This window comes from Pseudomonas sp. B14-6, assembly GCF_013260315.1.
Lineage (GTDB): Bacteria > Pseudomonadota > Gammaproteobacteria > Pseudomonadales > Pseudomonadaceae > Aquipseudomonas > Aquipseudomonas mandelii.
This window is the reverse complement of record NZ_CP053929.1, coordinates 5,299,070-5,322,131: the sequence shown is the minus strand read 5'-3', so window position 1 is coordinate 5,322,131 and position 23,062 is coordinate 5,299,070. Positions and strand designations below refer to the sequence as shown.

Here is a 23,062-nt window from a genome sequence, read left to right as displayed (position 1 = left end):
TTATCTTGCAGAGAAATAGCCAATCATCTGTCCCATCGAAATCAACCTGTTTGCGGAGCGACCATGTCCCAGCCTTTCACCGCCATTGCCACCCTCATTGCCAAACCCGGCCAGCAAGACGCCCTCGAACAACACCTGCGTGCGCTGGTGGAGCCGACCCGCGCCGAGGCCGGTTGCGGTCAATACGATTTGCATCAGGACCTGGCCAATCCATTGGCGTTTTACATGATTGAACATTGGAGCAGCGACGAAGCCCTGCAAGCCCATGACGCCAGCGCCCATGTACAGAACTTCCGCGCCAAGGCCGGCGACTTTCTCGAGCACTTCGACCTCAAGCGCCTGCGCACCGTGGCTTGATCCCTTCATCTATTACTGTTCAGGAGCCCCACATGAAAGCCATCGCCTACTACACCTCGTTGCCGATCAGCGACGCCAATGCCCTGCAAGACATCGAACTGCCAGAACCGGTTGCCGGTCCGCGCGACCTGCTGGTGGAAGTCAAAGCCATCTCGGTGAACCCGGTCGACACCAAGGTCCGCCAGAACGTCCAGCCTGAAGGCGGCGCGGCGAAAGTGCTGGGTTGGGACGTGGCCGGTGTGGTCAAGGCTGTCGGCAGCGAAGTCACGCTGTTCAAGGCTGGCGACAAGGTGTTTTACGCGGGCTCTATCGCCCGAGCGGGGGGCAATAGCGAATTGCACGTGGTGGATGAACGCATCGTCGGCCATATGCCGAAAACCCTCGGTTTCGCCGAAGCCGCCGCACTGCCGCTGACCGCCATCACCGCCTGGGAATTGCTCTTCGAACGCCTGCAAGTGCGCGAAGGTAAAACCGATGAAGGCCAGAGCCTGCTGATCGTCGGCGCGGCGGGCGGTGTGGGTTCGATCCTCACGCAACTGGCCAGCCAACTCACCGGGCTGAAGGTCATCGGCACCGCTTCCCGTGCGCAAACCCAGAGCTGGGTACGCGAACTGGGCGCCGATCTGGTGATCGATCACAGCCAGCCGTTGAGTGAAGAACTCAAACGCGCAGGCGTAGACCATGTGACCCACGTCGCCAGCCTGACCCAGACCGATCATCACCTGGATCAACTGGTCGAGGCATTGGCGCCACAAGGCAAACTGGCGCTGATCGATGATCCGAAAGCGCTGGACGTGACCAAGCTCAAGCGCAAGAGCCTGTCGCTGCACTGGGAATTCATGTACACCCGCTCGCTGTTCGAAACGGCGGACATGATCGAGCAGCACCACTTACTCAACCGCGTGGCCGGGCTGATCGACACCGGGACGCTGAAAACCACGGTCGGCGAGCACTTCGGGACCATCAACGCGGCCAACCTGCGACGCGCCCATGAGCTGCTGGAAAGCGGCAAGGCCAAGGGCAAGATTGTGCTCGAAGGGTTCTGAAACAGATTGAGACAAGTGTCGTCCGGATGGACGACACCGTCAGTCCGAGAATTGACCCATGTCACAATTACGATCGTATTCGGGTCTACAATCGAAACCTCTGCGATGCAATCTTTTACGCAACATCTTTTAAAAGAGGAGAGTTCAGCAATGAAGATCCTGATTAAAGAAGTGGCTAAATCCCAGTGGCAGGTTCGTCTGGACCAACACGCTGTTACGTTCCGTAGCGAAGCTGAAGCGCTAGCCTTCACCAAGACCCTTGAAGCGCGATTGCTCGCGCCCCATCAAATTCCCGACCGCCAACAACAGCGCGCCGCTGGCTGAGTCCGCCCTCAGACCTGGGTTTGCGCTAATGCCCGGGCATTTTGCAAACGCCGGGTGAGCACCGCCGCGCTCACCACCAGAATCCCGCACAGGCTGATGACCATGGCCATCGGCACGGCGCTGCCATCGTGTAAAACACCGACCAATGCGGCCGCTCCGGCGGCGACGCTAAATTGCAGGCACCCGAGCATCGCCGACGCACTGCCGGCGCGAGCGCCCTGCCCGTTCATGGCGCAGGCCGAGGCATTGGGGAGGATGCAACCGAGGCTGGCGATGCAGATAAACAGCGGAATCAGCAGCGGCCATAACTGTTCGGTGTGCAGCGCACTGACGGCGAGCAGCGTCAGGCCTGCCCCCAGGTAAATCCACACGGTACGCACCAGCAGAAATGCCGGGCCACGCTTGGCCAGCAGTCGTGCGTTGACCTGCGCCACCAGAATGAAACCCGCCGCGTTGGTCCCGAACAGCCAGCCGAAATGCTCGGCCGGGACCCCGTAGAGTTTGATGAAGACGAACGGCGAACCGGCGATGTAGGCAAACATCCCGGCAATGGCGATACCGCCAGTCAAGGCGTGGCCGAGGTAGACCGGATCCGACAACAGCCGACCGTACTGACGCAACGCCCCCGACAGCGGTTGACGCGGAACGTGTGCCGGCAGGCTTTCCGGCAACCCGATTGCCACGGCCAACCCTGCCAGTGCACTGAATCCGGTCAGCACCAGGAAGATCGACTGCCAGCCGGTGGTGTTGACCAGCAGTCCACCGAGCATGGGCGCGAGAATCGGTGCCAGGCCCATCACCAGCATCAGTTGCGAAAAGACTTTCGCCGAGCCCACCGCATCGCATTTGTCACTGACCACCGCACGGGCGATCACCATCCCGGCGCAACCACCGAGGGCCTGGATGAATCGCGCGCCGATCAACCATTCCAGATTTGGCGCAAACGCGCAGGCCAGGGACGCCGCGGTGAACAACCCGACGCCTGTCAGCAACGGAATCCTTCGCCCGAAGCGATCCGCCACCGGTCCGTATGCCAGTTGACCCAGGGACAGGCCCAGGAAGTACGCGGCCAGGGTCAGCTGGACGTGTTTCTCATCGGTACCGAACGCGAGTGCCATCGCCGGGAACGCCGGCAGATAGAAATCGATTGCCAGCGGACCGAAAGCGCTCAGGGCGCCAAGAATCAAAATGGTACGGAAGTTCATCAGGCATCCAGTTGGGCATGGGTCGGCAGCCCGACAGTCTAGCCGCGCATGGACGCCTTGAACATTCCGATAGCTCGCTAACTATTAAATATCATTGGATAAATATAAAACCTGCAGGAGCGAGCCTGCTCGCGATAGCGCAGTGCCAGTCAACATCAACGCTGAATGACACACCGCTATCGCGAGCAGGCTCGCTCCTACAGGGGATTGTGCCTGGGCTTAAGCGAGTTTGGCGTCGTAGCCTTCTTCCGTGATCGCTGCGATCACTTGCTCGGTCGTCAGCGCGCTTTCCACACCGACTTCCCCGGCTGCCAGATCGACCCGCACGCTGGCCGCAGGATCCTTGGCTTGCAGCGCCTGGGTAATGGCTTTGACGCAGTGACCGCAGGACATGCCTTGAACGTTGAACACTTGCATGGTGTGGCTCCTTTTATGAGGTTGCGAGCAGTCTCGGGCTTGCCACCATAGCAAGGTCAAGTTCTGCCGAAATCTGCCGGGCTGGCAATCGGTGTCGCGCTCGGCCAAGCTGCGTGCATCAATGACTCGACTTCAGGAGATTCAGCCATGCGCTGGTCAGCTCTCAGCCTGTTTGGCTTCCTCAGCCTATTTGCCGCGACACCTTCGGTTCAAGCCGCCGGGGAGGACTATGGCGTACTGATCATTTCTCGCGAGCGTCTCGAAGTCGCGACCTCCTGCGAGATCGGCGTCTATATCCAGGACCAACTGTCGGCGCGGCTGTTCCAGGAACAAAGCACCTCGTTCAACCTGCCGCCGGGCACTGTGTCCCTGCGCCTCAAACTGTTGCCGGGCCAGGCACCGGGTTGCAACCCGGGCATGCTCGCACCGGGTTCGCAGAACATCACGCTCAAGGCCGGGGACGTGTTGAAGTTCCGGATTGCGATGACGCAGGAAGGGATGTACCTGAAGCCCACCGCTCTCGACTACTAATCGCCACACCGATCGTTCCCATGCTCTGCGGGGGAACACCTCAACGGACGCTCTGCGTTGGGCTTTTAAATGGGACGCGGAGCGTCCCGGCTGCATTTCCACACAGAGCGTGGGAACGATCAGGTCTTTTGATCTGAGACATGGCGCTTGACCTTGCCAGCATGGCAAGGTTGATCCTGTAGACATCTTCTACAGGGAGCGCGACCGATGTCCGAATCCACTACGTTCGATCTGCCGATTGCCGGCATGACCTGCGCCAGTTGCGCGGGGCGTGTCGAGCGTGCCTTGAGCAAAGTCATCGGCGCTTCTGCCGTCAGCGTCAACCTCGCCACCGAGCAGGCGCGGGTCCAGGCGCCCGGCGACAGCCTGCCGGCCTTGATCGACGCGGTGCAGCAGGCCGGCTACAGCGTGCCGCAGCAAAGTCTGGAATTGAGCATCGACGGCATGACCTGCGCTTCCTGCGTCGGCCGCGTCGAACGGGCGCTGGCCAAAGTGCCCGGGGTGAAAAGCGTCAGCGTCAACCTGGCGAACGAACGGGCGCATCTGGAACTGCTCGGACACATCGATCCGCAAACCTTGATCGCCGCGGTCACCAAAGCCGGTTACAGCGCCAGCGTCTGGGAAGTCGAACACCCGCAACCCGATCAGCAACAGCAGCGCCTGCACCGTGAGCGCTGGGCGTTGATCATGGCGATCGCCCTCGCCCTGCCGCTGGTGTTGCCAATGCTCCTGCAACCGTTTGGCGTGCACTGGATGCTCCCGGCCTGGGTGCAATTCGCGCTGGCCACGCCGGTGCAGTTCATTTTCGGCGCACGTTTTTATGTGGCCGCCTGGAAAGCCGTGCGCGCCGGGGCTGGCAACATGGATTTGCTGGTCGCCCTCGGTACCAGCGCCGGCTATGGCTTGAGTCTTTATGAATGGGCCACGGCGGCCGGGCGCATGCCTCATCTATATTTCGAAGCCTCGGCGGTGGTGATTGCCTTGGTGTTGCTGGGCAAATACCTGGAAAGCCGTGCCAAGCGCCAGACCGCCAGCGCCATCCGCGCCCTCGAAGCCTTGCGCCCGGAACGCGCCATTCAGGTGATCGACGGCCGCGAGCAGGACGTTGCCATCAGCGCCTTGCGCCTCAACGACCTGGTCATGGTCAAACCCGGCGAACGCTTCCCGGTGGACGGTGAAGTGGTCGAAGGCCAGAGCCACGCCGACGAAGCGCTGATCAGCGGCGAAAGCCTGCCGGTGCCCAAGCAACCCGGTGACAAGGTCACGGGCGGTGCCATCAATGGCGAAGGCCGGTTGCTGGTTCGCACTCAAGCGTTGGGGGCGGAAACCGTGCTGGCGCGAATCATCCGTCTGGTCGAAGACGCCCAGGCCGCCAAAGCGCCGATTCAGAAGCTGGTGGATAAAGTCAGTCAGGTATTTGTGCCTACCGTTCTGTTGATCGCGTTGGCGACGCTGATTGGCTGGTGGTTGTACGGCGCGCCGATTGAAACCGCGTTGATCAACGCCGTCGCCGTGCTGGTCATCGCTTGCCCTTGCGCACTCGGGCTGGCCACGCCGACCGCGATCATGGCCGGCACCGGCGTCGCGGCCCGCTATGGGATTCTGATCAAGGACGCCGAAGCGCTCGAACGCGCTCATGAAGTCAGCGCCGTAGTGTTCGACAAGACCGGCACGCTGACCTCGGGTTCGCCGCGAATCGCTCATCTGAGTGCCATTAACGGTGACGAAGCCGCCCTGCTGCAAATGGCCGGCGCCCTGCAACGCGGCAGTGAACACCCGCTGGCCAAGGCGGTTCTGGACGCCTGCGCCGAACGGGTTTTGACCGTGGCCGACGTCAGCGACAGTCAATCGCTGACCGGTCGCGGCATCGCCGGCACGCTCGACAGCCGTCGTTTGGCCTTGGGTAATCGCAGGCTGCTGGAAGAAAGCGGTTTGAGCGCAGGGGATCTGGCCGACTCCGCAACCGCCTGGGAAACCGAAGGCCGTACCCTCTCCTGGTTGATCGAACAAAACCCCGAGCCAAAGGTACTGGGCCTGATCGCGTTCGGTGACACCCTCAAACCCGGCGCGCTGCACGCGGTGCAACAGCTCAGCGCACGCCACATCAGCAGCCACTTGCTGACCGGCGACAACCGCGGCAGTGCCAAAGTGGTTGCCGAAGCGCTGGGCATTACCAATGTCCACGCCGAAGTCTTGCCGGCAGACAAAGCCGCCACCGTCGCCGAACTGAAAAAGACCGGCGTGGTGGCGATGGTCGGCGACGGCATCAACGACGCCCCGGCCCTGGCGGCTGCCGACATCGGCATCGCTATGGGCGGTGGCACCGACGTTGCCATGCACGCGGCCGGCATCACCCTGATGCGCGGCGATCCACGACTGGTGCCCGCCGCGCTGGAAATCAGCCGCAAGACCTACGCAAAGATCCGGCAAAACCTGTTCTGGGCGTTCGTCTATAACCTGATCGGCATTCCGCTGGCAGCGTTCGGCTTCCTCAACCCGGTGCTGGCCGGCGCGGCGATGGCGCTGTCCAGCGTCAGCGTGGTGAGCAATGCGTTACTGTTGAAAACCTGGAAACCCAAGGACCTGGAGGACAATCGATGAACATCGGCCAAGCAGCGCGGCACAGCGGCCTGAGCGCGAAGATGATTCGTTATTACGAGTCCATCGGCTTGCTGAAGGCCGCCCACCGCACCGACAGCGGCTACCGCATTTATGGCGACGATGACCTGCACACGCTGGCGTTCATCAAACGCTCCCGGGACTTGGGGTTTTCGCTGGAAGAAGTGGGAAAGTTGCTGACCCTCTGGCAGGACCGCCAACGGGCCAGCGCCGACGTGAAAGCCCTGGCCCGCCAGCACATCGACGAGCTGAACCAGAAGATCCGCGAGTTGGGTCAGTTGCGCGACACCCTGCAGGACCTGGTCGAACACTGTCAGGGCGACCATCGTCCCGATTGTCCGATCCTCAAGAACCTGGAGTCGGGCTGCTGCGCGTCACCCGTTCGCCCTTGATCGCGAGCACCTTCACCACCAGCAACGTGGTCAGGGGAACGCCGTGGAACAGCAGCACCACGGCCCCCGGCGTCCACCACGAATAGAACGGCGCGGCGATCAACATGCCGACCCCGAAACCGGTCATTTGCAGCAGTGTCAGCAAGCTGAAGATCGGCAGGCGCAGGCTGTCCGGTTCACGTTGCAGACGCGACATCAGGCCGACCTCGGAGAAGCCGTCACCCAATCCGGCCGGTAACGAGAACAACAGCAAACCGTAGAGGGTCTGCTGCTGGAACATCAGGATAAAACCGCAGGACATCAGCAATACCCCGAAGAAAAATCGCCGCTCCAGGTGTGCATTGTCCGCCCCTTTCAGGCGACTGGCGATTCGCGCGCCGACCAGCTTTCCGCACGCCCAGACGGCCAGCATCAGGCCCAGCGTGGTGCTGGCCGACTCGGGCGTCAGTAGCCGGGAAATGATCGGAAAGCCGACGTTGTGCGCCGCGCTGCCCAAGGTGTCGGCCATGGTGACGGCGAGCATCGCGGCCACCACGGGCGTACTGCGCAAGCCCTGGCGCAAGGCGTGCCACTCACTACGAGGCTGGGCTTGTTCGGGATCGGATGCTGGTCGGGAAAACCGCAACGGCAGGATGAACAACGCGGCCAGCAGATAAGTGACCACGTTCAATGCGAACACCGTTTCAAAGCCGAAGGCCGCCACCAACAGTCCTGCCACCAGGCTCCCACCGACCATGGCCGCCGACGAGGCCGAGGTGATCCAGGCGTTGGTCTTGAGCAAGTGCTCGCCTTCGATCAGGTGCGGCAACTGGCTGTTGAGGCCGATGGCGAACATTGAGTTGCCGAACCCCAGGCCGAACGCGATCAACGGTAAAAGCAGCGCTTGCTGGGCGACCGGCAGCACCAGCAACAGGCCCAACAACCCTGCGCGCAGCAAATCAAAGGCAATCAGCGGCATGCGCCCGGCCCAGCGGCGATAGAACGAGGTGCCGATCAAGCTGGCGAAAACCCCTCCGCCCACCCGGCTGGCGAGGAAAATGCCAACGCTCATGGCGCTGTTGCTGAGCAGGTAGACGTAAGTGGCCAGGGCGACCATGTTGAGAAAGGCGCCGAAGTCCGAGACCAGACGGGCCGCGATGATCAGTTGGGCATTGCGGGTGGAGGGGTTCACATTCAGTCCTTGAGTGTGGGAGTCGCAGGGAACAATCCACTGTAGGCGCGAGCAGGCTCACTCCCACAAATGATCTCCAGTGTTTAGGGATCAGCATTTACAAAAAACCCGGCCGAAGCCGGGTTTTCGTCAACCGATCACTGCATCCACGGTGGAGGCGGCTCTTCGGTTTTGCCCGGTGGCGCGTCATCTGCCGCGCGCACCGCCTGTTTACGCTCTTCATCCAGGCGTGCCGCCTCGATTTCGCGTATGACACCGCCGACGTCGGCCAATTCTTCCGGTTCGTCGAACTCGCCCGTCAACACGCTGGCCGGGTGCAAGGTGCCGGCTTCGTACAGCGCCCACATTTCCTTGGCGTATTTGGTCTTTTTCAACTCTGGCGCAAACCGGCCGAAGTAAGACGCCATGTTGCCCACGTCCCGCTCCAGCATGCTGAACGCGTGGTTGTTGCCCGCCGCGTCTACCGCTTGCGGCAAGTCGATGATCACCGGGCCCGTCGGGGTCAACAGCACGTTGAACTCGGACAGGTCACCGTGCACCAGACCGGTACACAGCATCAGCACGATCTGCGAAATCAGGAACGCGTGATATTCGCGCGCCTGGTCCGGCTCCAGCACCACGTCGTTCAGACGCGGCGCGGCATCGCCGTACTCGTCGGCCACCAGCTCCATGAGCAGTACGCCTTCGAGGAAGTCATACGGCTTGGGCACCCGAACACCGGCACCGGCCAGACGGAACAGCGCCGCCACTTCGGCGTTCTGCCAGGCGTCTTCGGTTTCTTTCTTACCGAATTTCGAGCCTTTGGCCATCGCTCGAGCCTGGCGGCTGTTGCGCACCTTGCGGCCTTCCTGATATTCGGCCGCCTGACGGAAACTGCGTTTATTCGCCTCCTTGTAGACCTTCGCGCAACGTAGCTCGTTACCGCAGCGCACCACATAAACAGCTGCTTCTTTACCACTCATGAGTGGGCGCAGCACCTCGTCGACCAGACCGTCCTCGATCAGGGGTTCAATGCGTTTTGGAGTCTTCATCAGCTTTTATTGTGGGTCCTTTATTACCAAACACGCGAAAGTCATTCGTTATACGGCAATCCACTCGTTCGGGGAGGGGTTGCCGACCTATGAACGTCGTGATGCACACAATGTGCCGAATTAATCGGCCAACTCCTTTCGGTCGTCATCGGCCGCCCGAGATCATAGCTGAGCCTGCACCCCTGTGTGGCGAAGGGGTGCGAGGGCATTTGCGACAGAAGCTGACACCTTAATTCACACCCTTCGTAGGATATTTCTCACAAAGCCTCAATTTCCCATTAATTCAGCCGAAGTCCTCAGTGACAGAGTGATTTGTCCGACAATCGTTCCGACCACAAAAACGATGGCGCGCTCAGGGATCCGGGTTGATCAAATACGTTTACGGCTGCCAATAATCCGCGAGTCATCTGCACTGCGTGGGCCTACAAGAAAAATCTGGAGCGCGGATGAACATCAAACAGAAGTTGACCTGGGCGTTTGCAATCATCGCCTGCCTGCCCGTGGTGCTGGTCGCCCCCCTCGTGGTGCTGAATCTGCGCAGTGACGCCAAGGAGAATTTCGTCGACAGCAGTGGTCGTGAAATTCGTCAGGTCAGCAACGCCATGCAATTGTTCTTCGACGGCATCAGCCAGAACGTCGACTACCTGGCCAGACAACCGCTGATCAAGAACTCCGACGACAGCCTCAAGACCTACATGAGCGCCAACGCCGAGAGCATTCCCCAGGGCGAGATGGACAAAAAGGTCTTCAGCCTCCTGCAGGACCTGGGCAACAGCCATCCGTCCTACGCCTATGCCATCCTCGGCACTGCGGCGGGCGGTTACGTGTCCTGGCCGGACGACGCGAAGCTGAACAATTACGACCCGCGCCAGCGCCCCTGGTACAAGGCGGCCCAGGCCAAGCCGGGCAAACCATTTCGCACCGAGGCCTATTACTGGGCCCAGGACGATGCGACCTACGTCAGCACCGTGCGCACCATCGACAACCAATTGGGCACCAACGGCGGCGTGGTCAGTATCGACGTGACGCTCAAGCAGCTCACCGAGATCGTCAAGCAGATCAAACTGGGTGAAACCGGCTACCTGATGCTGCTGGAAAACACCGGCACCGTGCTGGTCGATCCGAAACAACCGGAACACAACTTCAAAGCCCTGAGCAGCCTCGGCGAAGGTTATGCGCAACTGGCCAAGGCCGGCAAAGGCCTGGTGGAAGTCGAGTTGAACGGCGAACGCTACATGGCCAACGTCTGGCCGTCGGAGCAACTGGGCTGGACCTTTATCGGCCTGATCAAGCAAAACGATGTGATGAGCTCCGCGACTCAACTGACTTGGCTGATCGCAATCATCGCCGCCGTTCTGGCAGTGTTCTTCGCCATCATTGGCGCCAGTTTCGCCAGTGTCATCGTGCGACCGATCCGCAGCGTGGCCAGCGGCCTGGAAGGCATCGCCCAAGGTGAAGGCGACCTGACCAAAAACCTGGAAATCCGTGGCAGCGACGAAACCGCGCAACTGGCCAACTGGTTCAATCAGTTCCTGACGGCGATTCGTAACCTGATCCAAAGCATCGGCGGTGCCGCGACCAAGATCCTCGCCACCTCCAAAAGCTCGACCCAGGTTTCCAGCGACATGGCTGAAGCCGCCGGGCGCCAGCGTGAGGCGGTGGACATGGTGTCCACGGCGTTCCATGAAATGGTCGCCACCGCCAACGAAGTCGCGCGCTCATGCAGCCAGGCGGCAGAATCCGCCGACAGTGGCCAGCGCCAGGCGCGTCAAGGTCAGCAACAGATTGATGCGGCCGTGACCAGCGTTGATCGCCTGAGCCAGGAAATCGAACAGTCGGCGCAGTCGATGCAACAGCTCGAACGCGACAGCAACGACATCCAGTCGATCCTGGGGACCATTCGCTCGATTGCCGAACAGACCAACCTGCTGGCCCTGAACGCCGCCATTGAGGCTGCACGGGCCGGTGAGCAAGGTCGCGGGTTTGCAGTGGTGGCGGATGAAGTCCGGGCACTGGCCAAACGCACGGCGGATTCCACGGCGGAAATCGATGGCTTGCTGGGCAACCTGGCCAAGCGCACCAGCCAAGTGACTCAACAGATGCATGCGAGCCTGGAAGTGTCGCAACAATCGGTGACCCGCATCGGTGAAGCGCGCAGCAGTTTCGGGCTGATTCGTGAGTCGGTGGATGTGATTCGCGACATGAACACGCAGATCGCCACGGCGGCGGAAGAACAGCATCAGGTGGCCGAAGACATCAACCGGCACATCAGCCAGATCCATGGCGACGCGCAGTTGGTGGCAGAACTGGCGAACTCGGCGCGCCTGGACTCGCAGAGCCTGGCCGGGCTGTCGAATGAACTGGACGGGTTGGTTCGTCGCTTCAGGACCTGAGGTCGCTGATCTAACGGGTCGAAAACCGATACCTGTGGCGAGGGAGCTTGCTCCCGCTCGGCCGCGAAGCGGTCGCAAACCGGTAAACACGGAATACCTGATACAGCGTGTTTACTGAATTGGGACCGCTTCGCGCTCCAGCGGGAGCAAGCTCCCTCGCCACAATTACTGTTTGAACAATTCACCGGGTGTGAAGCCGAACAACCCCTTGAACGCCGCAATAAACGCCGACGTCGAGTCATACCCACAAGACAGCGCGGCATGGGTCACGCTGTCGCCCTCCTCCAGCAAACTCAGCGACGACAGCAACCGCATTCGCTGTCGCCACCCGCGAAAGCTCAGCCCGGTCTCGCGCTGGAACAAGCGCATCAGCGTCTTTTCCGAGGTGCCCAGGCGTTGCGCCCATTCCTGCAACGTCACACTGAGCTCCGGACGTTCGATCAGCTCATTGCACAACCCGAGCAGCCGTTCATGACGCGGCAACGGCAGGGAAAACCCCACCTCCGGCAGATTCGCCAACTGATCCAGCAGCACATTCACCAGCCGCGTTTCCGGGCTATCGCCCTGCGGATACTCCACCGGCAGCAAGCAAAAACGCTTGATCAGCTCCCGGGCCAGCGGCGTGACTTCCAGCACCCGACAACGCCCGTCGGCCCACTCACAGTCCTCGCGGCGCACGTAAAGGCTGCGCATTTCGGCGCGCATCGAGGTCACCACTTGGTGTTCGAGGTCCGCCGGAATCCAGATCCCCCACTGCGGCGGCGCAAAGAAACTGCCCTCAGCCGTGTGCACGCCGAGAACGCCGCTGATGGCGTAGGAAAACTGCACCCAATCGTGGCGATGAGGTGGCGTCCACGACCCGGCATTCAGACTTTCCGCCCGAGCGAACAGCGGACGCGGTAGCGCCTTCAGCGTCGGAATGGCCCGTTCGAGGGAAAGTTGTCCGTTAGCCGGCATTGATTGGCCTTATGTCGCAAGACGGCAGATAGGGCCGACGTTAGGCTAAGTCATCAATTCTTACAAATGTATTCGGTGGCCGTTATGCATGCCTTCAAACACCTCAAACGCGTGGTCACCGACTGGTTCTTGTGCGGCATGCTGATCGCCACGCTGCTGGCGTATTTCTTCCCGGTCTTTGGCGCCACGGGTGGCGGGATGCACGCGGAATATGTGATCAACATCGGCGTGTTCCTCGTGTTCTTCCTGCACGGGGTCAACCTCTCCAGCGAGCAGATCAGCCATGGCCTGAAGAACTGGAAGCTGCACGTGATGGTCCAGGGTTTCACCTTCATGGTGTTCCCGCTGATCTGGTTGCTGAGCGACAAGCTGCTGGGTTCGCACGTGCCTTCGCTGTTGATGCTTGGCTTCTTCTACCTCTGCGCCCTGCCGTCGACCATTTCGTCGTCTGTGGCCCTGACTGGCAGCGCGGGCGGCAACGTGCCGGCGGCGATTCTCAACGCGAGCCTGTCCAGCGTGCTGGGGATTTTCCTGACGCCGTTGCTGGTGAGCCTGGTAGTCGGCAGCGGTGCTGGCGGCATCGATCTGGGGTCGACGCTGCTCGACCTCTGCGCCATGTTGCTGTTGCCGCTGGTGCTCGGCCAACTGTTGCGGCCGATGTTCGGCAAGTTCTTCGCACGCCACAAGCGCTACACCAACATCGTCGACAAGCTGGTGATTCTGTTGCTGGTGTACTCGGCGTTCTGCAACTCGATGGTCTCGGGGATGTGGCAACAACAGGGCAACGGCGTAATTCTCAGCGCACTGATCGGCAGCGTGATGCTGCTGGCAGTCATCCTGTGGATGACTACCCGCACCGCTCGCGCACTGAAATTCAGCCCGGCGGATGAGATCGCTGCGGTGTTCTGCGCCAGCAAGAAATCCCTCGCGGCCGGTGCGCCGATGGCGGCGCTGATCTTCGGCGCCAATCCTGGCCTGGGCCTGATTCTGCTGCCGATCATGATTTATCACCCGTTGCAGTTGATCGTCTGCTCGGTGATGGCCGAGAGCTACGCCAACCGCAACCGTGAACGCATCGCGCAGCAGAACGCCGAACTGATCAGCGCTCGATAATCGCCGTCACCCCTTGGCCGCCAGCGGCGCAGATCGAGATCAGGCCTCGGCCCTTGCCCGCCGCGTCGAGCAACTTCGCCAGGTTGGCGACGATGCGCCCGCCGGTCGCAGCAAACGGATGCCCGGCCGCCAGTGAACTGCCTTTGACGTTGAGGCGACTGCGGTCGATGGAGCCCAGCGGCGCATCGAGGCCGAGACGGGTTTTGCAATACTCCGGATCTTCCCAGGCCTTCAACGTGCAGAGCACCTGCGCGGCGAAGGCTTCGTGGATTTCGTAGTAATCGAAGTCCTGCAAGGTCAGGCCATTGCGCGCCAGCAAACGGGGCACCGCGTACACCGGCGCCATCAACAGCCCTTCGGCGCCGTTGACGAAATCCACTGCCGCGGCCTCGCCGTCACGCAAATAGGCGAGGATCGGCAAGCCACGTTCCTTCGCCCATTCTTCACTGCCCAACAGTACCAGTGACGCGCCATCGGTGAGCGGCGTGGAGTTGCCCGCCGTCATCGTGCCCTTGGCGCTTTTCTCGAAGGCCGGTTTCAGCGAAGCGAGTTTTTCCAGGGTCAGGTCCGGGCGCAGGTTGTTGTCGCGGGTCAGGCCGAGGAACGGTGTCATCAGGTCGTTGTGCCAGCCTTCGGCGTAGGACGCGGCCAGGTTCCGATGGCTCTCCAGCGCCAGCTGATCCTGTTCTTCGCGGGGGATGCTCCAGGTCTGGGCCATCAACTCGCAGTGCTGGCCCATGGACAAACCGGTGCGCGGTTCGCCGTTGCGCGGGAACTCCGGTATCAAGTCCCGGGGACGCAGCTGCAGAAAGGTTTTCAGTTTGTCGCCGGTGGTCTTGGCGCGATTGGCTTGCAGCAGCACCCTGCGCAAACCTTCACTGACGCCGATCGGCGCATCCGAGGTGGTATCGACGCCACCGGCAATGCCGCACTCGATCTGTCCCAGGGCAATCTTGTTCGCCACCAGCAACGCCGCTTCAAGGCCCGTGCCGCACGCCTGCTGAATGTCATAGGCCGGGGTGCCGGGGGACAACCGTGAACCGAGCACACACTCGCGCGTCAGGTTCATGTCTCGGGACAGCTTGAGGACCGCCCCCGCGACCACTTCGCCGATCCGCAGGCCATGCAGGTTGTAGCGTTCGATCAGGCCTTCGAGCGCTGCGGTGAGCATCGCCTGGTTACTGGCGGTGGCGTAAGGCCCGTTGGAGCGGGCGAAGGGGATTCGGTTACCGCCAATAATCGCGACGCGGCGCAGCTGGGTCATGAAAAGCTCCTGTCAAAAAATCAGATGTAAACACCGGCCCTGCAGGAGCGAAGCTTGCTCGCGAAGGCGCCGGCACATTCAATATCTCCTCTGAATGAAACATCGTCTTCGCGAGCAAGCTTCGCTCCTACACTGTTCAAGCGTAGGCCTTATATCGTGGATCGAACGACTGATTGCCATTCGTGGTCCACACTTTGAACCCCAGCTGCCGGAGTGCGTTCCATGTCTGACCGTTATATCGACTTCGCCAATTCCTCCATCGGCCATCGTCTGGTCGGGGCCATGGGACTGCCGTCTCCGGTACGCCTGGAGCGGTGGCAAGCAGGCCGACTGCGGCCTGTCGAGGGGCGCTGTTGATTGGCGGCGGCCCGCTGACAGAGAAAGTCAGCGCTTTTGCCAATCGCCTGACCGATGCGATCTACAGCTACGGCACTGACCCCTCGCTGGCCACCGCGTGGATTCCCGGCCACGGCCCCAAGCTCAAAGCCGTGGTGTTCGACGCCAGTGACCTGGTGCATACCGATCAGCTCAAACAGTTGCGCGAGTTCTTCCAGCCGCTGATCAAGAACCTTGATCACAGCGCGCACCTGGTGATTCTGGGGCGTGCGCCAGAGACGTTGACCGACCCGTTCGCCGCCAGCGCACAGCGTGCGTTGGAAGGTTTCAGTCGCTCGCTGGCCAAGGAATTGCGCAGCGGCGGCACCTTGCAGCTGATCTATGTCGGTGACGGCGCCGAGGATCAACTCGAAGGGCCGCTACGGTTTTTCCTCTCGCCCAAAAGTGCGTTTGTGTCAGGCCAGGTGGTTCGTTTGAAGGCTTGCGATACGCAGGTGTCGGACTGGACTCGCCCACTGGCCGGGCGCAAGGCGCTGGTCACGGGTGCCGCGCGCGGCATTGGCGCTTCCATCGCCGAAACCCTGGCCCGTGACGGTGCCGAGGTCATCCTGCTTGACGTACCTGTGGCCAAAACCGACCTCGATGCACTCGCTGCGCGCCTCGGCGGGCGCAGCATCACCCTGGACATCTGCGCCGAAGACGCCGCCGCGCAGCTGATCGAATTGCTGCCCGACGGCGTCGACATCGTGGTCCACAATGCCGGCATCACCCGCGACAAAACCCTGGCCAACATGACCCCCGAATTCTGGGACGCGGTGCTCGCCGTCAACCTCAACGCGCCGCAAGTGCTGACCAAGGCCCTGCTCGACAGCGGCGCCTTGCATGACAACGGGCGGGTGATTCTGTTGGCGTCCATCAGCGGCATCGCCGGCAATCGCGGGCAGACCAATTACGCGGCGAGCAAGGCAGGGCTGATCGGTCTGGCCCAGGCCTGGGCGCCGCTGCTGAGTCAACGCGGCATCAGCATCAATGCGGTGGCGCCGGGGTTCATCGAAACCCAGATGACCGCGCACCTGCCGTTCGGCATCCGTGAGGCCGGGCGACGTATGAGTTCTTTGGGCCAGGGCGGCCTGCCACAAGACGTTGCCGAAGCCGTCGCGTGGCTTGCTCAGCCGGGGACCGGCGCGTTCACCGGGCAAGCGTTGCGAGTCTGCGGCCAAAGCGTCCTGGGGGCATGAACATGATCACCGATTGGCACACCCTCAACCGCGAACCGAGCCTGACGGGGCTGTACGTGAAGGCGGCAACACGGCGCAAAATCACCGGCACCACGTTGCCCGACACGGGATTGCGCTGCTGGCTCGAGGTCGATCCGAAACGCCTGGCGGCGTATCGCAAGGTCTGTGGTTTTGCCGATAACGGTTTGCTGCCGCCGACCTATCCACACATCCTGGCGTTTGCCTTGCAGATGCAATTGCTCACGGCCAAGGACTTTCCGTTCCCGCTGCTGGGGCTGATTCACCTGAGCAATCGCATTCGTGTATTGCGCCCCATGGGTGGGGTCAACCGCGTTCGGGTCAGCGTGCAGGTGCAGAACCTGCAACCCCATGCCAAGGGTGCGACGTTCGATCTGGTGACGTCGCTTGACGATCAGTTGGGGCCGTTGTGGGAAGCTGAAAGCCAGATGCTGTGCCGCGGGGTCAAGCTCGAAGGCGAACCGGTCGAGGACGTGTTGGCATCAACCCTGGAGATGACGCAAGTGGCTCGCTGGAATGCGCCGGCGGACATCGGCCGGCAGTACGCAAAAGTATCCGGGGACTACAACCCGATTCACCTGAGTGCCGCGAGCGCCAAGCTGTTTGGTTTTCCGACGGCCATTGCTCATGGGTTGTGGAACAAGGCCCGGACATTGGCAGCGTTGAGTGAGCATCTGCCCACGGCGAATGTCGAGATGGCGGTGCAGTTCAGGAAACCGGTGCGGTTGCCGAGTGAGGTGACGTTGCTGGCCAGCGCGGCGGGGTCCAGTGGGGATTTCCAGCTGCTGGGGCGGGGGATCTTGAACATATGGTGGGACATTGGCGGCCGATTGCCTGAACCGGTTGATCATCTGTGAAATCGCCGTTGCGAGGAGGTTCACGCCTGCAGGGGACCGCGTTTGCGAGTCGTCTGAGGCAGTGAGCCTGCTCGCGAAAAGGGCTGGTTCAGTGATTGAAGTGCGCGCTTGGCTGCGGAAACAGGTTATTGAGCGTCTCCAGCAACCGCACGTGATAGATCGGCTTGCGGAACAGGTCGAGCACCTGCAAGCGTAGCATGTCGCTGACATCCTCCATGTCTGCATGGCCGGATGTCACGATCACGGGTAAATGTTGGCGGGAGGTGTGCTCGCGCAGCCGTTTGATCAGCGACATGCCGCTTTCCTCCGGCATGCGCAGATCAGTGATCACCAGGGCGATATCGGGATGGCGGGTCAAATGATTCAGGGCGAGTTTGACCGAGGTTGCGGTAAAGCAATTGAAGCCCTCGCCCTCAAGCAGCTCCGCCAGTTCCAGCAACGCATCCTCTTCGTCATCGACCAGAAGGAGTTGTTGGCGTGGGAATGCGAGAGCGTTCATAGGGTTTTCCTGCGTTGGACTAAGCGCTGACGTTAGAACTACTCAGGCCCGCTGGCAAACGGCATCGATCAAGGCGCCGCCGGCAGTACCGCCTTGATACTGTTAAAGATCGAAGTAATCGAACCCGAGATCGGCGTCATGAAGGCTGCCAGCGCGACCGCCGCCATCCCCGCGATAATGGCGTACTCAATACCCGAAGCCCCTTCGGTGTCTTTCGCCAGGTTGATGTAGAAGACGACTTCAGACTTCAGCCGCTGAACAAACTGAGTGAGGGACATGACGTTTTCTCCTTGGAGGGTGCCGGGTGTTGCATGGCCGCAACATGATTCCCCTGTGCCAGCATCAGCATTGTCGGCATTCCGCTTACCAACAACTGTAAGAACGAATTAATACTTAAGTATTAACCGGCCAATCGACGCCAAAAAACCAGGTTTGGCACGATAGCCTCTTACTTTCGTTAGATATTTTCCAAGGAGTAATGGCATTTTGATCTACCTGCGCTAACGTCAAATAGCGAAATAGTTAGAAGGTCAAAGCTGCCTGATTGCGAAGTTATCTCGTTGGACCTTACGAGTCATCAAGCAGCAGGAAAGGGAGAGCCGTGATGAACAGCCGAGTCACCATGGGTCTGGCCGGTTTTTTTCTGGTGGGTGCCATCATTGCCGGTTATTGGGGGCTGACACTGAGTCGACAACCGGCCCCCGCCCCCGTCACCCCGCCGAACGCTGTCGCCACCGCACCTGTCCCGGCACCTGCGCCGGTAGACGATCCCACCCGCCAACCCGTTGTCGTGCTGCTGCGCGATGTGGCGCCCTTCGTTCAAATCACCGCCGCCGACGTGACCCTGGAAAAACTGCGCACCGCCCCGGCCGGCAGTCTGACCAGACTCGATCAGGCCATTGGTCGCACGCCGTGGCGCGCACTGACCGCAGGCACCTGGCTCAACGCTGAAAGCTTCGAAGCCGGCAGTGCATTGTCGCGAATGATCCGGCCCGATGAACGTGCGCTCGCCGTCGCGGTGGATGAAGTGATCAATGCCGGCGGGCAACTGAGCCCTGGCGATTATGTCGACGTGATGCTGTTTCTGCGTGCAGACGCCAACAACGTTCAGCCGTCGGCTCAGGTCGTCATCCCCGCGTTGCGGGTGCTCGGCGTCGGCGAACAACTGGGACTGACCAACGATGGGCGCCCGGCCAAGCCGGTGCGCAGCAACGAAGAACAACTCAAGCAGGAGCCACAGCGCACCAACGCCCGTTCGGTGGTGCTCGCCGTGCCCGAGTCGCTGCTGAGCCGGCTGATGCTGGCGACCCAGGCCGGGGTGCTGCGCCTGGCCGTGCGCAGTGCCGAAGAGAAACGCCTGGCGCAATATTGGGCCGGCGAAAACGATTCAAACGCCCACCTTGCCCGGGCTGATCGCGACCTGGTGCAGTTCAGCCAACTGGCCCTCGTCGGCCCCCCCAAAGCACTTACCCTCGGCAGCACGGCACCGCGCAAATCAGGCGTGGAAGTCATTCGCGGCAACCAAGTCTCCCAACAAACCCCCTGAGTCGAGCAAGGACGCCTTTAAATGCGCAGACGTTCCATGTCCATGTTCCAAGGCCTGCTCTGTGTCTCCTTGCTGGGCGCTCAACCGCTCGGCATGACATTCGCCGCCGCGGGCAATTGCTCTGCATTAGGGCCCCTGCCGGCGGTGCTGGAAGTCGGTGAAGGGTTGCAGCAGGAACTGCAATCGCCGGTAGCGATCACGCGACTGGCCGTGGGCGATCCGAAAATCGCCGACGTGCGCGTCAACGGCAATCAGGCGTTTCTGCTCACCGGCATGGCGCCGGGCGCCACCAGCCTGATGGTCTGGACCGCCTGCGCCAGCACACCGCGCCAAAGCATGGTGTTCGTTCAGGGCCGGGCCACAGCAGCGATGACCGGCGCGGCGTCGATGCCCTCCGAAGACCCGATGCTGGCGTCGCAAGTGCAGACCGATATTCGCTTCGTCGAGGTCAGCCGGACCAAACTGAAAGAGGCCAGCACCTCGATCTACGGTAAAAACTCGAACTTCCTGTTCGGCTCACCCGGCACCGTGCCCAATACGGCAGTCACACCGCGTGTGCTGCCGCTGCGCAACATCGATCCACGCATTGCCGTGCCGAGCATTCCGCTGGCCAACGACATGTACAACATCGTCGCCGGCGGCGGTAATTTCCTCGCCATCATCAACGCCATGGAAGGCAGCGGCTTCGCCTACACCCTGGCGCGGCCGAGCCTGGTGGCGATCAGCGGGCAGAGCGCGAGCTTTCTGGCCGGCGGTGAAATCCCGATTCCGGTGCCCAGCGCCAACAGCAACAGCTACTCGATCGAATACAAGGAATTCGGCATTCGCCTGACACTCACACCGACCGTCGTCAGCAACCAACGCATCGCCCTGAAAGTGGCACCGGAAGTCAGTGAGCTGGATTACAACAACGGCGTCACCATCGGCGGCACCACAGTCCCGGCGCTCACCATCCGCCGTACTGACACCAGCATCTCCCTGGCCGATGGCGAAAGTTTCGTCATCAGCGGTTTGATCAGCACGCAAAACGCCTCGCAGGTCGACAAATTTCCCGGTCTTGGCGACATCCCGATACTCGGTGCGTTTTTCCGCAGTTCATCGATCAAGCGCGAGGAGCGCGAACTGCTGATGATCGTCACGCCGCACTTGGTGCAGCCGTTGGCGGCCAACGCGAAATTACCGTCGCTGCCCGGTGAACAACTGCGCAACTACGACCCCGGTTTCTATCGCATGTACTTCCTCGAAAACGGCAACTTCGATAAACGCAGCGGGTTATCGCAATGAGCCAGAACCTGAGCCAGACCTTCCTGGCGATCACCCGCAACCCCACCGACCTTGAATGGCTGCAAGGCGCCCTCGCCCCGTTGGGCCAGGTCGTCAGTGCCGGTGGCGGCAGCCTCGACGAACTGCTGACGCTGGTCGACGTGACCTTCGCCAGCCTGGTGTTCGTGGGGCTGGATCGCGAACACGTGGTGGCGCAGAGCACCCTGATCGAGGGTGCACTTGAAGCCAAACCGATGCTGGCCATCGTCGCGCTGGGCGACGGCATGGACAACCAGCTCGTGCTCAACGCGATGCGGGCCGGCGCCCGGGATTTCGTCGCGTATGGCTCGCGCTCCAGCGAAGTCGCGGGGCTGGTGCGGCGTCTCAGTAAACGCCTGCCACCGGTGGCTCCAAATACCCACCTGGGTGGCCTGACCGTGCTATATGGCGTGCAAAGCAGTGCCGACGGCGCGCTGCTCGCCAACCATATGGCGCAGGTGGTGCAAAAGAGCGGACAGCAAACCTTGCTGCTCGACCTCGGCCTGCCACGCGGCGACAGCCTGGCCCTGCTCGGCCTGGAGAGCTCGTTTCACTTCGGCGATGCCCTGCGCCATTTGCGGCGGCTGGACGCAACGCTGATCGACAGTGCGTTCACCAGCGACGGTGACGGACTGCGGATTCTGGCGTACGCCAGTCACGACGAACCGCTGGAACACACCAGCGCCGCCGAGCTTTACATGCTGCTCAGCGCCCTGCGCCAACACTTCCAGCACATTGTGGTGAACCTCACCGGCCAGCCGGACAGCGAGGCACTGCGCACATTTATCAGCCATTGCGACAAGCTGCTCTGGTACACCGATCAGAACGTGCTCGACTGTCGCCGCAATCTCGCGCTGCTGAATCTGTGGCGGGAGAAAGGCATGAAGCTAGACCACGCCAGATTGCTCATCGACCGCTACTTGCGCCACGTCGCGCCGGACTCGGAAACCCTGGGTAAAAGTTTCGGCATGGAGATCATCGCCACCCTCGCCTACAGCCCGGAAGTGCGGCTCAACGCCAAGAATCAGGGCGTCAGCCTGTTCGAACTGGCCCCTCGCGAAGGCCTGAGCCAAGGCCTGCGGGCCCTCGGTGAATGTCTGGCCAAGCGCTCCGAAGCCTTGGCCAAACCCAGGACCGGTTGGCTCAACCGGCTTCGAGGTGCGCAATGAGCAGTGAAAAACTGTTCGGTGCGCCGCAACGCGCTTCGAGCGCCAACGCCGACCATGAAGGCCTGAAACTGGTGTTGCACCGTTTCATCATCGACGCCATCGAAGAGTCCGGAAAAAACCTGCTGGAGGGTTCGCGTCAGGTACTGTCGCAATTCGTCACCGACAAAGTGGCCGAGTACATCGCGCGACTGCACCTGGCAATTTCCCGTTATGAAATGGAGCGACTGGCCGAAGAACTGGTCGACGAACTCACCGGTTTCGGTCCGCTTGAAGTGCTGCTGCGCGATCCGGCGGTGACCGAGATCCTGGTCAACGGCCCGCACCGGGTATTCATCGAGCGCGACGGTGTGCTGCATCAAAGTGACTTGCGCTTCATTGATGCGCACCACGTCGAACGCGTCATGCAACGGATTCTCGCACCACTGGGTCGGCGGCTCGATGAGTCTTCGCCGATGGTCGATGCTCGCCTGCCGGATGGCAGCCGGGTCAACGCGATCATTCCACCGATCGCCCTCGACGGCCCCTGCCTGTCGATTCGCAAATTTCGCAAGGACATGCTCAAGAGCAACGACCTGGTGACGATGCAAACCATCGATCAGCCGATCTTCGATTTCCTCCAGGAAGCCGTGGGCAAGCGCTGCAACGTCTTGATCAGCGGCGGCACCGGCACCGGTAAAACCACGCTGTTGAATATTCTCAGCCAGTTGATCAACCCACACGAGCGGCTGGTCACCATCGAAGACGTCGCCGAATTGCAACTCGGCCACCCGCATGTCGTGCGCCTGGAAACCCGTCCTCCCAATGCCGAGGGCCACGGTGAAGTGAAGTCCAGCGACTTGATCCGCAACGCCCTGCGGATGCGCCCGGACCGGATCATCCTCGGCGAAATTCGCGGTGTCGAAGTGCTCGACGTGCTCACCGCAATGAACACCGGCCACGACGGTTCGATGAGCACCGTGCACGCCAACAACGCCCAGGATGCGCTGCTGCGCCTGGAAACCCTGGTCGGCCTGACCGGTCGCGTCATTGCCGAAAAGACCTTGCGGCAAATGATCTGCGCGGCACTGGACGTGATCATCCAGTTGACGCGCATGCCCGATGGTCGACGCTGCGTCAGTGAAGTGGTGGAGGTGGTGGGCGTCCGTGACGATGTCTACGTCACCAATACGCTGTTCCGGCTCGACCGGCGCAGCGGATTCGGGTTTCTGCGCGAGGCCGTCAACCCGGCCGGCGATAAACTGCGCCGCGAGTCGGCGCTCCCGCCATCACCGTACTGA

The 23,062-nt window shown here is 61.4% G+C and carries 20 protein-coding genes and 3 pseudogenes; 15 read left to right on the top strand and 8 right to left on the bottom strand.

The features are described 5' to 3' along the window. Positions 1–63: 63 nt before the first annotated feature. The 3 genes from HP062_RS24195 to HP062_RS24185 all read left to right on the top strand — a co-directional run bounded on the left by HP062_RS24195 (position 64) and on the right by HP062_RS24185 (position 1,727). Entirely contained in the window at positions 64–357 is a 294-nt protein-coding gene (locus HP062_RS24195; protein WP_010463795.1) for a putative quinol monooxygenase, read from the top strand. A gap of 32 nt (positions 358–389) precedes the next feature. Further along, positions 390–1,403, top strand: a complete 1,014-nt coding sequence (locus HP062_RS24190) for a zinc-binding alcohol dehydrogenase family protein (RefSeq protein ID WP_102595215.1) — start codon at positions 390–392, stop codon at positions 1,401–1,403. 150 nt (positions 1,404–1,553) lie between these two features. Further along, positions 1,554–1,727: a hypothetical protein gene (locus HP062_RS24185; protein ID WP_010463800.1), complete on the top strand. Its 174-nt coding sequence runs from the start codon at positions 1,554–1,556 to the stop codon at positions 1,725–1,727. Between the two features lie 8 nt (positions 1,728–1,735). On the opposite strand, the gene HP062_RS24180 is transcribed toward HP062_RS24185, so the two are convergent. Together HP062_RS24180 and HP062_RS24175 are read right to left on the bottom strand one after the other, a co-directional pair. Then, positions 1,736–2,932 (bottom strand): multidrug effflux MFS transporter, encoded by a 1,197-nt coding sequence (locus HP062_RS24180; RefSeq protein WP_102595216.1) that lies wholly within the window; start codon positions 2,930–2,932, stop codon positions 1,736–1,738. A 219-nt stretch (positions 2,933–3,151) separates the two neighbouring features. Beyond that, positions 3,152–3,349 carry a cation transporter gene (locus HP062_RS24175; RefSeq protein WP_010463804.1) on the bottom strand — a complete coding sequence of 66 codons (198 nt, stop codon included), beginning with the start codon at positions 3,347–3,349 and terminating at the stop codon, positions 3,152–3,154. Positions 3,350–3,496: 147 nt separating this feature from the next. Between HP062_RS24175 and HP062_RS24170 the strand changes: the two genes are divergently transcribed. The 3 genes from HP062_RS24170 to cueR all read left to right on the top strand — a co-directional run bounded on the left by HP062_RS24170 (position 3,497) and on the right by cueR (position 6,891). Beyond that, on the top strand, positions 3,497–3,880 hold the full coding sequence (locus tag HP062_RS24170) for a hypothetical protein (RefSeq protein WP_010463805.1): 384 nt from the start codon (positions 3,497–3,499) through the stop codon (positions 3,878–3,880). 207 nt (positions 3,881–4,087) lie between these two features. Continuing rightward, positions 4,088–6,481, top strand: coding sequence for a heavy metal translocating P-type ATPase (locus HP062_RS24165; protein ID WP_172792134.1), 2,394 nt, complete (start codon positions 4,088–4,090; stop codon positions 6,479–6,481). Then, a complete protein-coding gene (cueR, locus tag HP062_RS24160; protein ID WP_010463810.1) occupies positions 6,478–6,891 on the top strand; it encodes a Cu(I)-responsive transcriptional regulator in 414 nt (137 codons plus the stop codon). Before HP062_RS24165 ends, cueR begins: the two co-directional genes overlap by 4 nt. Here cueR and HP062_RS24155 read toward each other — a convergent pair. Continuing rightward, on the bottom strand, positions 6,845–8,062 hold the full coding sequence (locus HP062_RS24155; RefSeq protein ID WP_172792133.1) for an MFS transporter: 1,218 nt from the start codon (positions 8,060–8,062) through the stop codon (positions 6,845–6,847). The genes cueR and HP062_RS24155 overlap by 47 nt on opposite strands. 137 nt (positions 8,063–8,199) lie before the next feature. Further along, positions 8,200–9,093, bottom strand: a complete 894-nt coding sequence (locus HP062_RS24150) for a PA4780 family RIO1-like protein kinase (protein WP_010463815.1) — start codon at positions 9,091–9,093, stop codon at positions 8,200–8,202. Between the two features lie 446 nt (positions 9,094–9,539). On the opposite strand from HP062_RS24150, the pseudogene HP062_RS31590 reads away from it, so the two are divergent. Next, positions 9,540–10,580 (top strand): annotated as a pseudogene (locus HP062_RS31590) (cache domain-containing protein); the annotation flags it as partial. A 138-nt stretch (positions 10,581–10,718) separates the two neighbouring features. Continuing rightward, a complete protein-coding gene (locus tag HP062_RS31585) occupies positions 10,719–11,486 on the top strand; it encodes a methyl-accepting chemotaxis protein (RefSeq protein ID WP_370655161.1) in 768 nt (255 codons plus the stop codon). A 165-nt stretch (positions 11,487–11,651) separates the two neighbouring features. Here HP062_RS31585 and HP062_RS24140 read toward each other — a convergent pair whose 3' ends face one another. Further along, positions 11,652–12,443, bottom strand: a complete 792-nt coding sequence (locus tag HP062_RS24140) for a helix-turn-helix transcriptional regulator (RefSeq protein ID WP_083375120.1) — start codon at positions 12,441–12,443, stop codon at positions 11,652–11,654. 84 nt (positions 12,444–12,527) lie between these two features. On the opposite strand from HP062_RS24140, the gene HP062_RS24135 reads away from it, so the two are divergent. Continuing rightward, positions 12,528–13,556, top strand: coding sequence for a bile acid:sodium symporter family protein (locus tag HP062_RS24135; RefSeq protein WP_077750210.1), 1,029 nt, complete (start codon positions 12,528–12,530; stop codon positions 13,554–13,556). Here the strand turns inward: HP062_RS24135 and HP062_RS24130 are convergent. Then, on the bottom strand, positions 13,543–14,820 hold the full coding sequence (locus HP062_RS24130; protein WP_077750209.1) for an acetyl-CoA C-acetyltransferase: 1,278 nt from the start codon (positions 14,818–14,820) through the stop codon (positions 13,543–13,545). The genes HP062_RS24135 and HP062_RS24130 overlap by 14 nt on opposite strands. A gap of 222 nt (positions 14,821–15,042) precedes the next feature. On the opposite strand from HP062_RS24130, the pseudogene HP062_RS24125 reads away from it, so the two are divergent. Next, positions 15,043–16,394: pseudogene (locus tag HP062_RS24125) on the top strand (3-oxoacyl-ACP reductase). Positions 16,395–16,396: 2 nt separating this feature from the next. Then, positions 16,397–17,250: pseudogene (locus HP062_RS24120) on the top strand (MaoC family dehydratase). A 107-nt stretch (positions 17,251–17,357) separates the two neighbouring features. Here the strand turns inward: HP062_RS24120 and HP062_RS24115 are convergent. Then, a complete protein-coding gene (locus HP062_RS24115; RefSeq protein WP_010463827.1) occupies positions 17,358–17,768 on the bottom strand; it encodes a response regulator in 411 nt (136 codons plus the stop codon). Positions 17,769–17,836: 68 nt separating this feature from the next. Next, entirely contained in the window at positions 17,837–18,046 is a 210-nt protein-coding gene (locus HP062_RS24110; RefSeq protein ID WP_154502926.1) for a Flp family type IVb pilin, read from the bottom strand. A gap of 326 nt (positions 18,047–18,372) precedes the next feature. On the opposite strand from HP062_RS24110, the gene cpaB reads away from it, so the two are divergent. From cpaB to HP062_RS24090, 4 genes are read left to right on the top strand one after another with little or no spacing between them, the layout of a single operon-like run. Next, positions 18,373–19,314, top strand: a complete 942-nt coding sequence (gene cpaB, locus HP062_RS24105; RefSeq protein ID WP_172792131.1) for a Flp pilus assembly protein CpaB — start codon at positions 18,373–18,375, stop codon at positions 19,312–19,314. A 21-nt stretch (positions 19,315–19,335) separates the two neighbouring features. Further along, positions 19,336–20,598: a type II and III secretion system protein family protein gene (locus HP062_RS24100; protein WP_010463830.1), complete on the top strand. Its 1,263-nt coding sequence runs from the start codon at positions 19,336–19,338 to the stop codon at positions 20,596–20,598. Continuing rightward, the gene (locus HP062_RS24095) at positions 20,595–21,785 is read left to right on the top strand and encodes a pilus assembly protein (protein WP_154502920.1); all 1,191 of its coding nucleotides are present in this window, start codon (positions 20,595–20,597) and stop codon (positions 21,783–21,785) included. The genes HP062_RS24100 and HP062_RS24095 overlap by 4 nt, the downstream gene beginning before the upstream one ends. Further along, on the top strand, positions 21,782–23,062 hold the full coding sequence (locus HP062_RS24090; RefSeq protein ID WP_010463832.1) for a CpaF family protein: 1,281 nt from the start codon (positions 21,782–21,784) through the stop codon (positions 23,060–23,062). The genes HP062_RS24095 and HP062_RS24090 overlap by 4 nt, the downstream gene beginning before the upstream one ends.

Coding starts and splice junctions, on each gene's coding strand:
- HP062_RS24130 (WP_077750209.1), bottom strand. CDS start 14,820: ATGACCCAGCTGCGCCGCGTCGCGATTATTGGCGGTAACCGAATCCCC.
- HP062_RS24100 (WP_010463830.1), top strand. CDS start 19,336: ATGCGCAGACGTTCCATGTCCATGTTCCAAGGCCTGCTCTGTGTCTCC.
- HP062_RS24175 (WP_010463804.1), bottom strand. CDS start 3,349: ATGCAAGTGTTCAACGTTCAAGGCATGTCCTGCGGTCACTGCGTCAAA.
- HP062_RS24190 (WP_102595215.1), top strand. CDS start 390: ATGAAAGCCATCGCCTACTACACCTCGTTGCCGATCAGCGACGCCAAT.
- HP062_RS24165 (WP_172792134.1), top strand. CDS start 4,088: ATGTCCGAATCCACTACGTTCGATCTGCCGATTGCCGGCATGACCTGC.
- HP062_RS24170 (WP_010463805.1), top strand. CDS start 3,497: ATGCGCTGGTCAGCTCTCAGCCTGTTTGGCTTCCTCAGCCTATTTGCC.
- HP062_RS24095 (WP_154502920.1), top strand. CDS start 20,595: ATGAGCCAGAACCTGAGCCAGACCTTCCTGGCGATCACCCGCAACCCC.
- HP062_RS24110 (WP_154502926.1), bottom strand. CDS start 18,046: ATGTCCCTCACTCAGTTTGTTCAGCGGCTGAAGTCTGAAGTCGTCTTC.
- HP062_RS24115 (WP_010463827.1), bottom strand. CDS start 17,768: ATGAACGCTCTCGCATTCCCACGCCAACAACTCCTTCTGGTCGATGAC.
- HP062_RS24150 (WP_010463815.1), bottom strand. CDS start 9,093: ATGAAGACTCCAAAACGCATTGAACCCCTGATCGAGGACGGTCTGGTC.
- cueR (WP_010463810.1), top strand. CDS start 6,478: ATGAACATCGGCCAAGCAGCGCGGCACAGCGGCCTGAGCGCGAAGATG.
- HP062_RS31585 (WP_370655161.1), top strand. CDS start 10,719: ATGGCTGAAGCCGCCGGGCGCCAGCGTGAGGCGGTGGACATGGTGTCC.
- HP062_RS24195 (WP_010463795.1), top strand. CDS start 64: ATGTCCCAGCCTTTCACCGCCATTGCCACCCTCATTGCCAAACCCGGC.
- HP062_RS24135 (WP_077750210.1), top strand. CDS start 12,528: ATGCATGCCTTCAAACACCTCAAACGCGTGGTCACCGACTGGTTCTTG.
- cpaB (WP_172792131.1), top strand. CDS start 18,373: ATGAACAGCCGAGTCACCATGGGTCTGGCCGGTTTTTTTCTGGTGGGT.
- HP062_RS24185 (WP_010463800.1), top strand. CDS start 1,554: ATGAAGATCCTGATTAAAGAAGTGGCTAAATCCCAGTGGCAGGTTCGT.
- HP062_RS24140 (WP_083375120.1), bottom strand. CDS start 12,443: ATGCCGGCTAACGGACAACTTTCCCTCGAACGGGCCATTCCGACGCTG.
- HP062_RS24090 (WP_010463832.1), top strand. CDS start 21,782: ATGAGCAGTGAAAAACTGTTCGGTGCGCCGCAACGCGCTTCGAGCGCC.
- HP062_RS24180 (WP_102595216.1), bottom strand. CDS start 2,932: ATGAACTTCCGTACCATTTTGATTCTTGGCGCCCTGAGCGCTTTCGGT.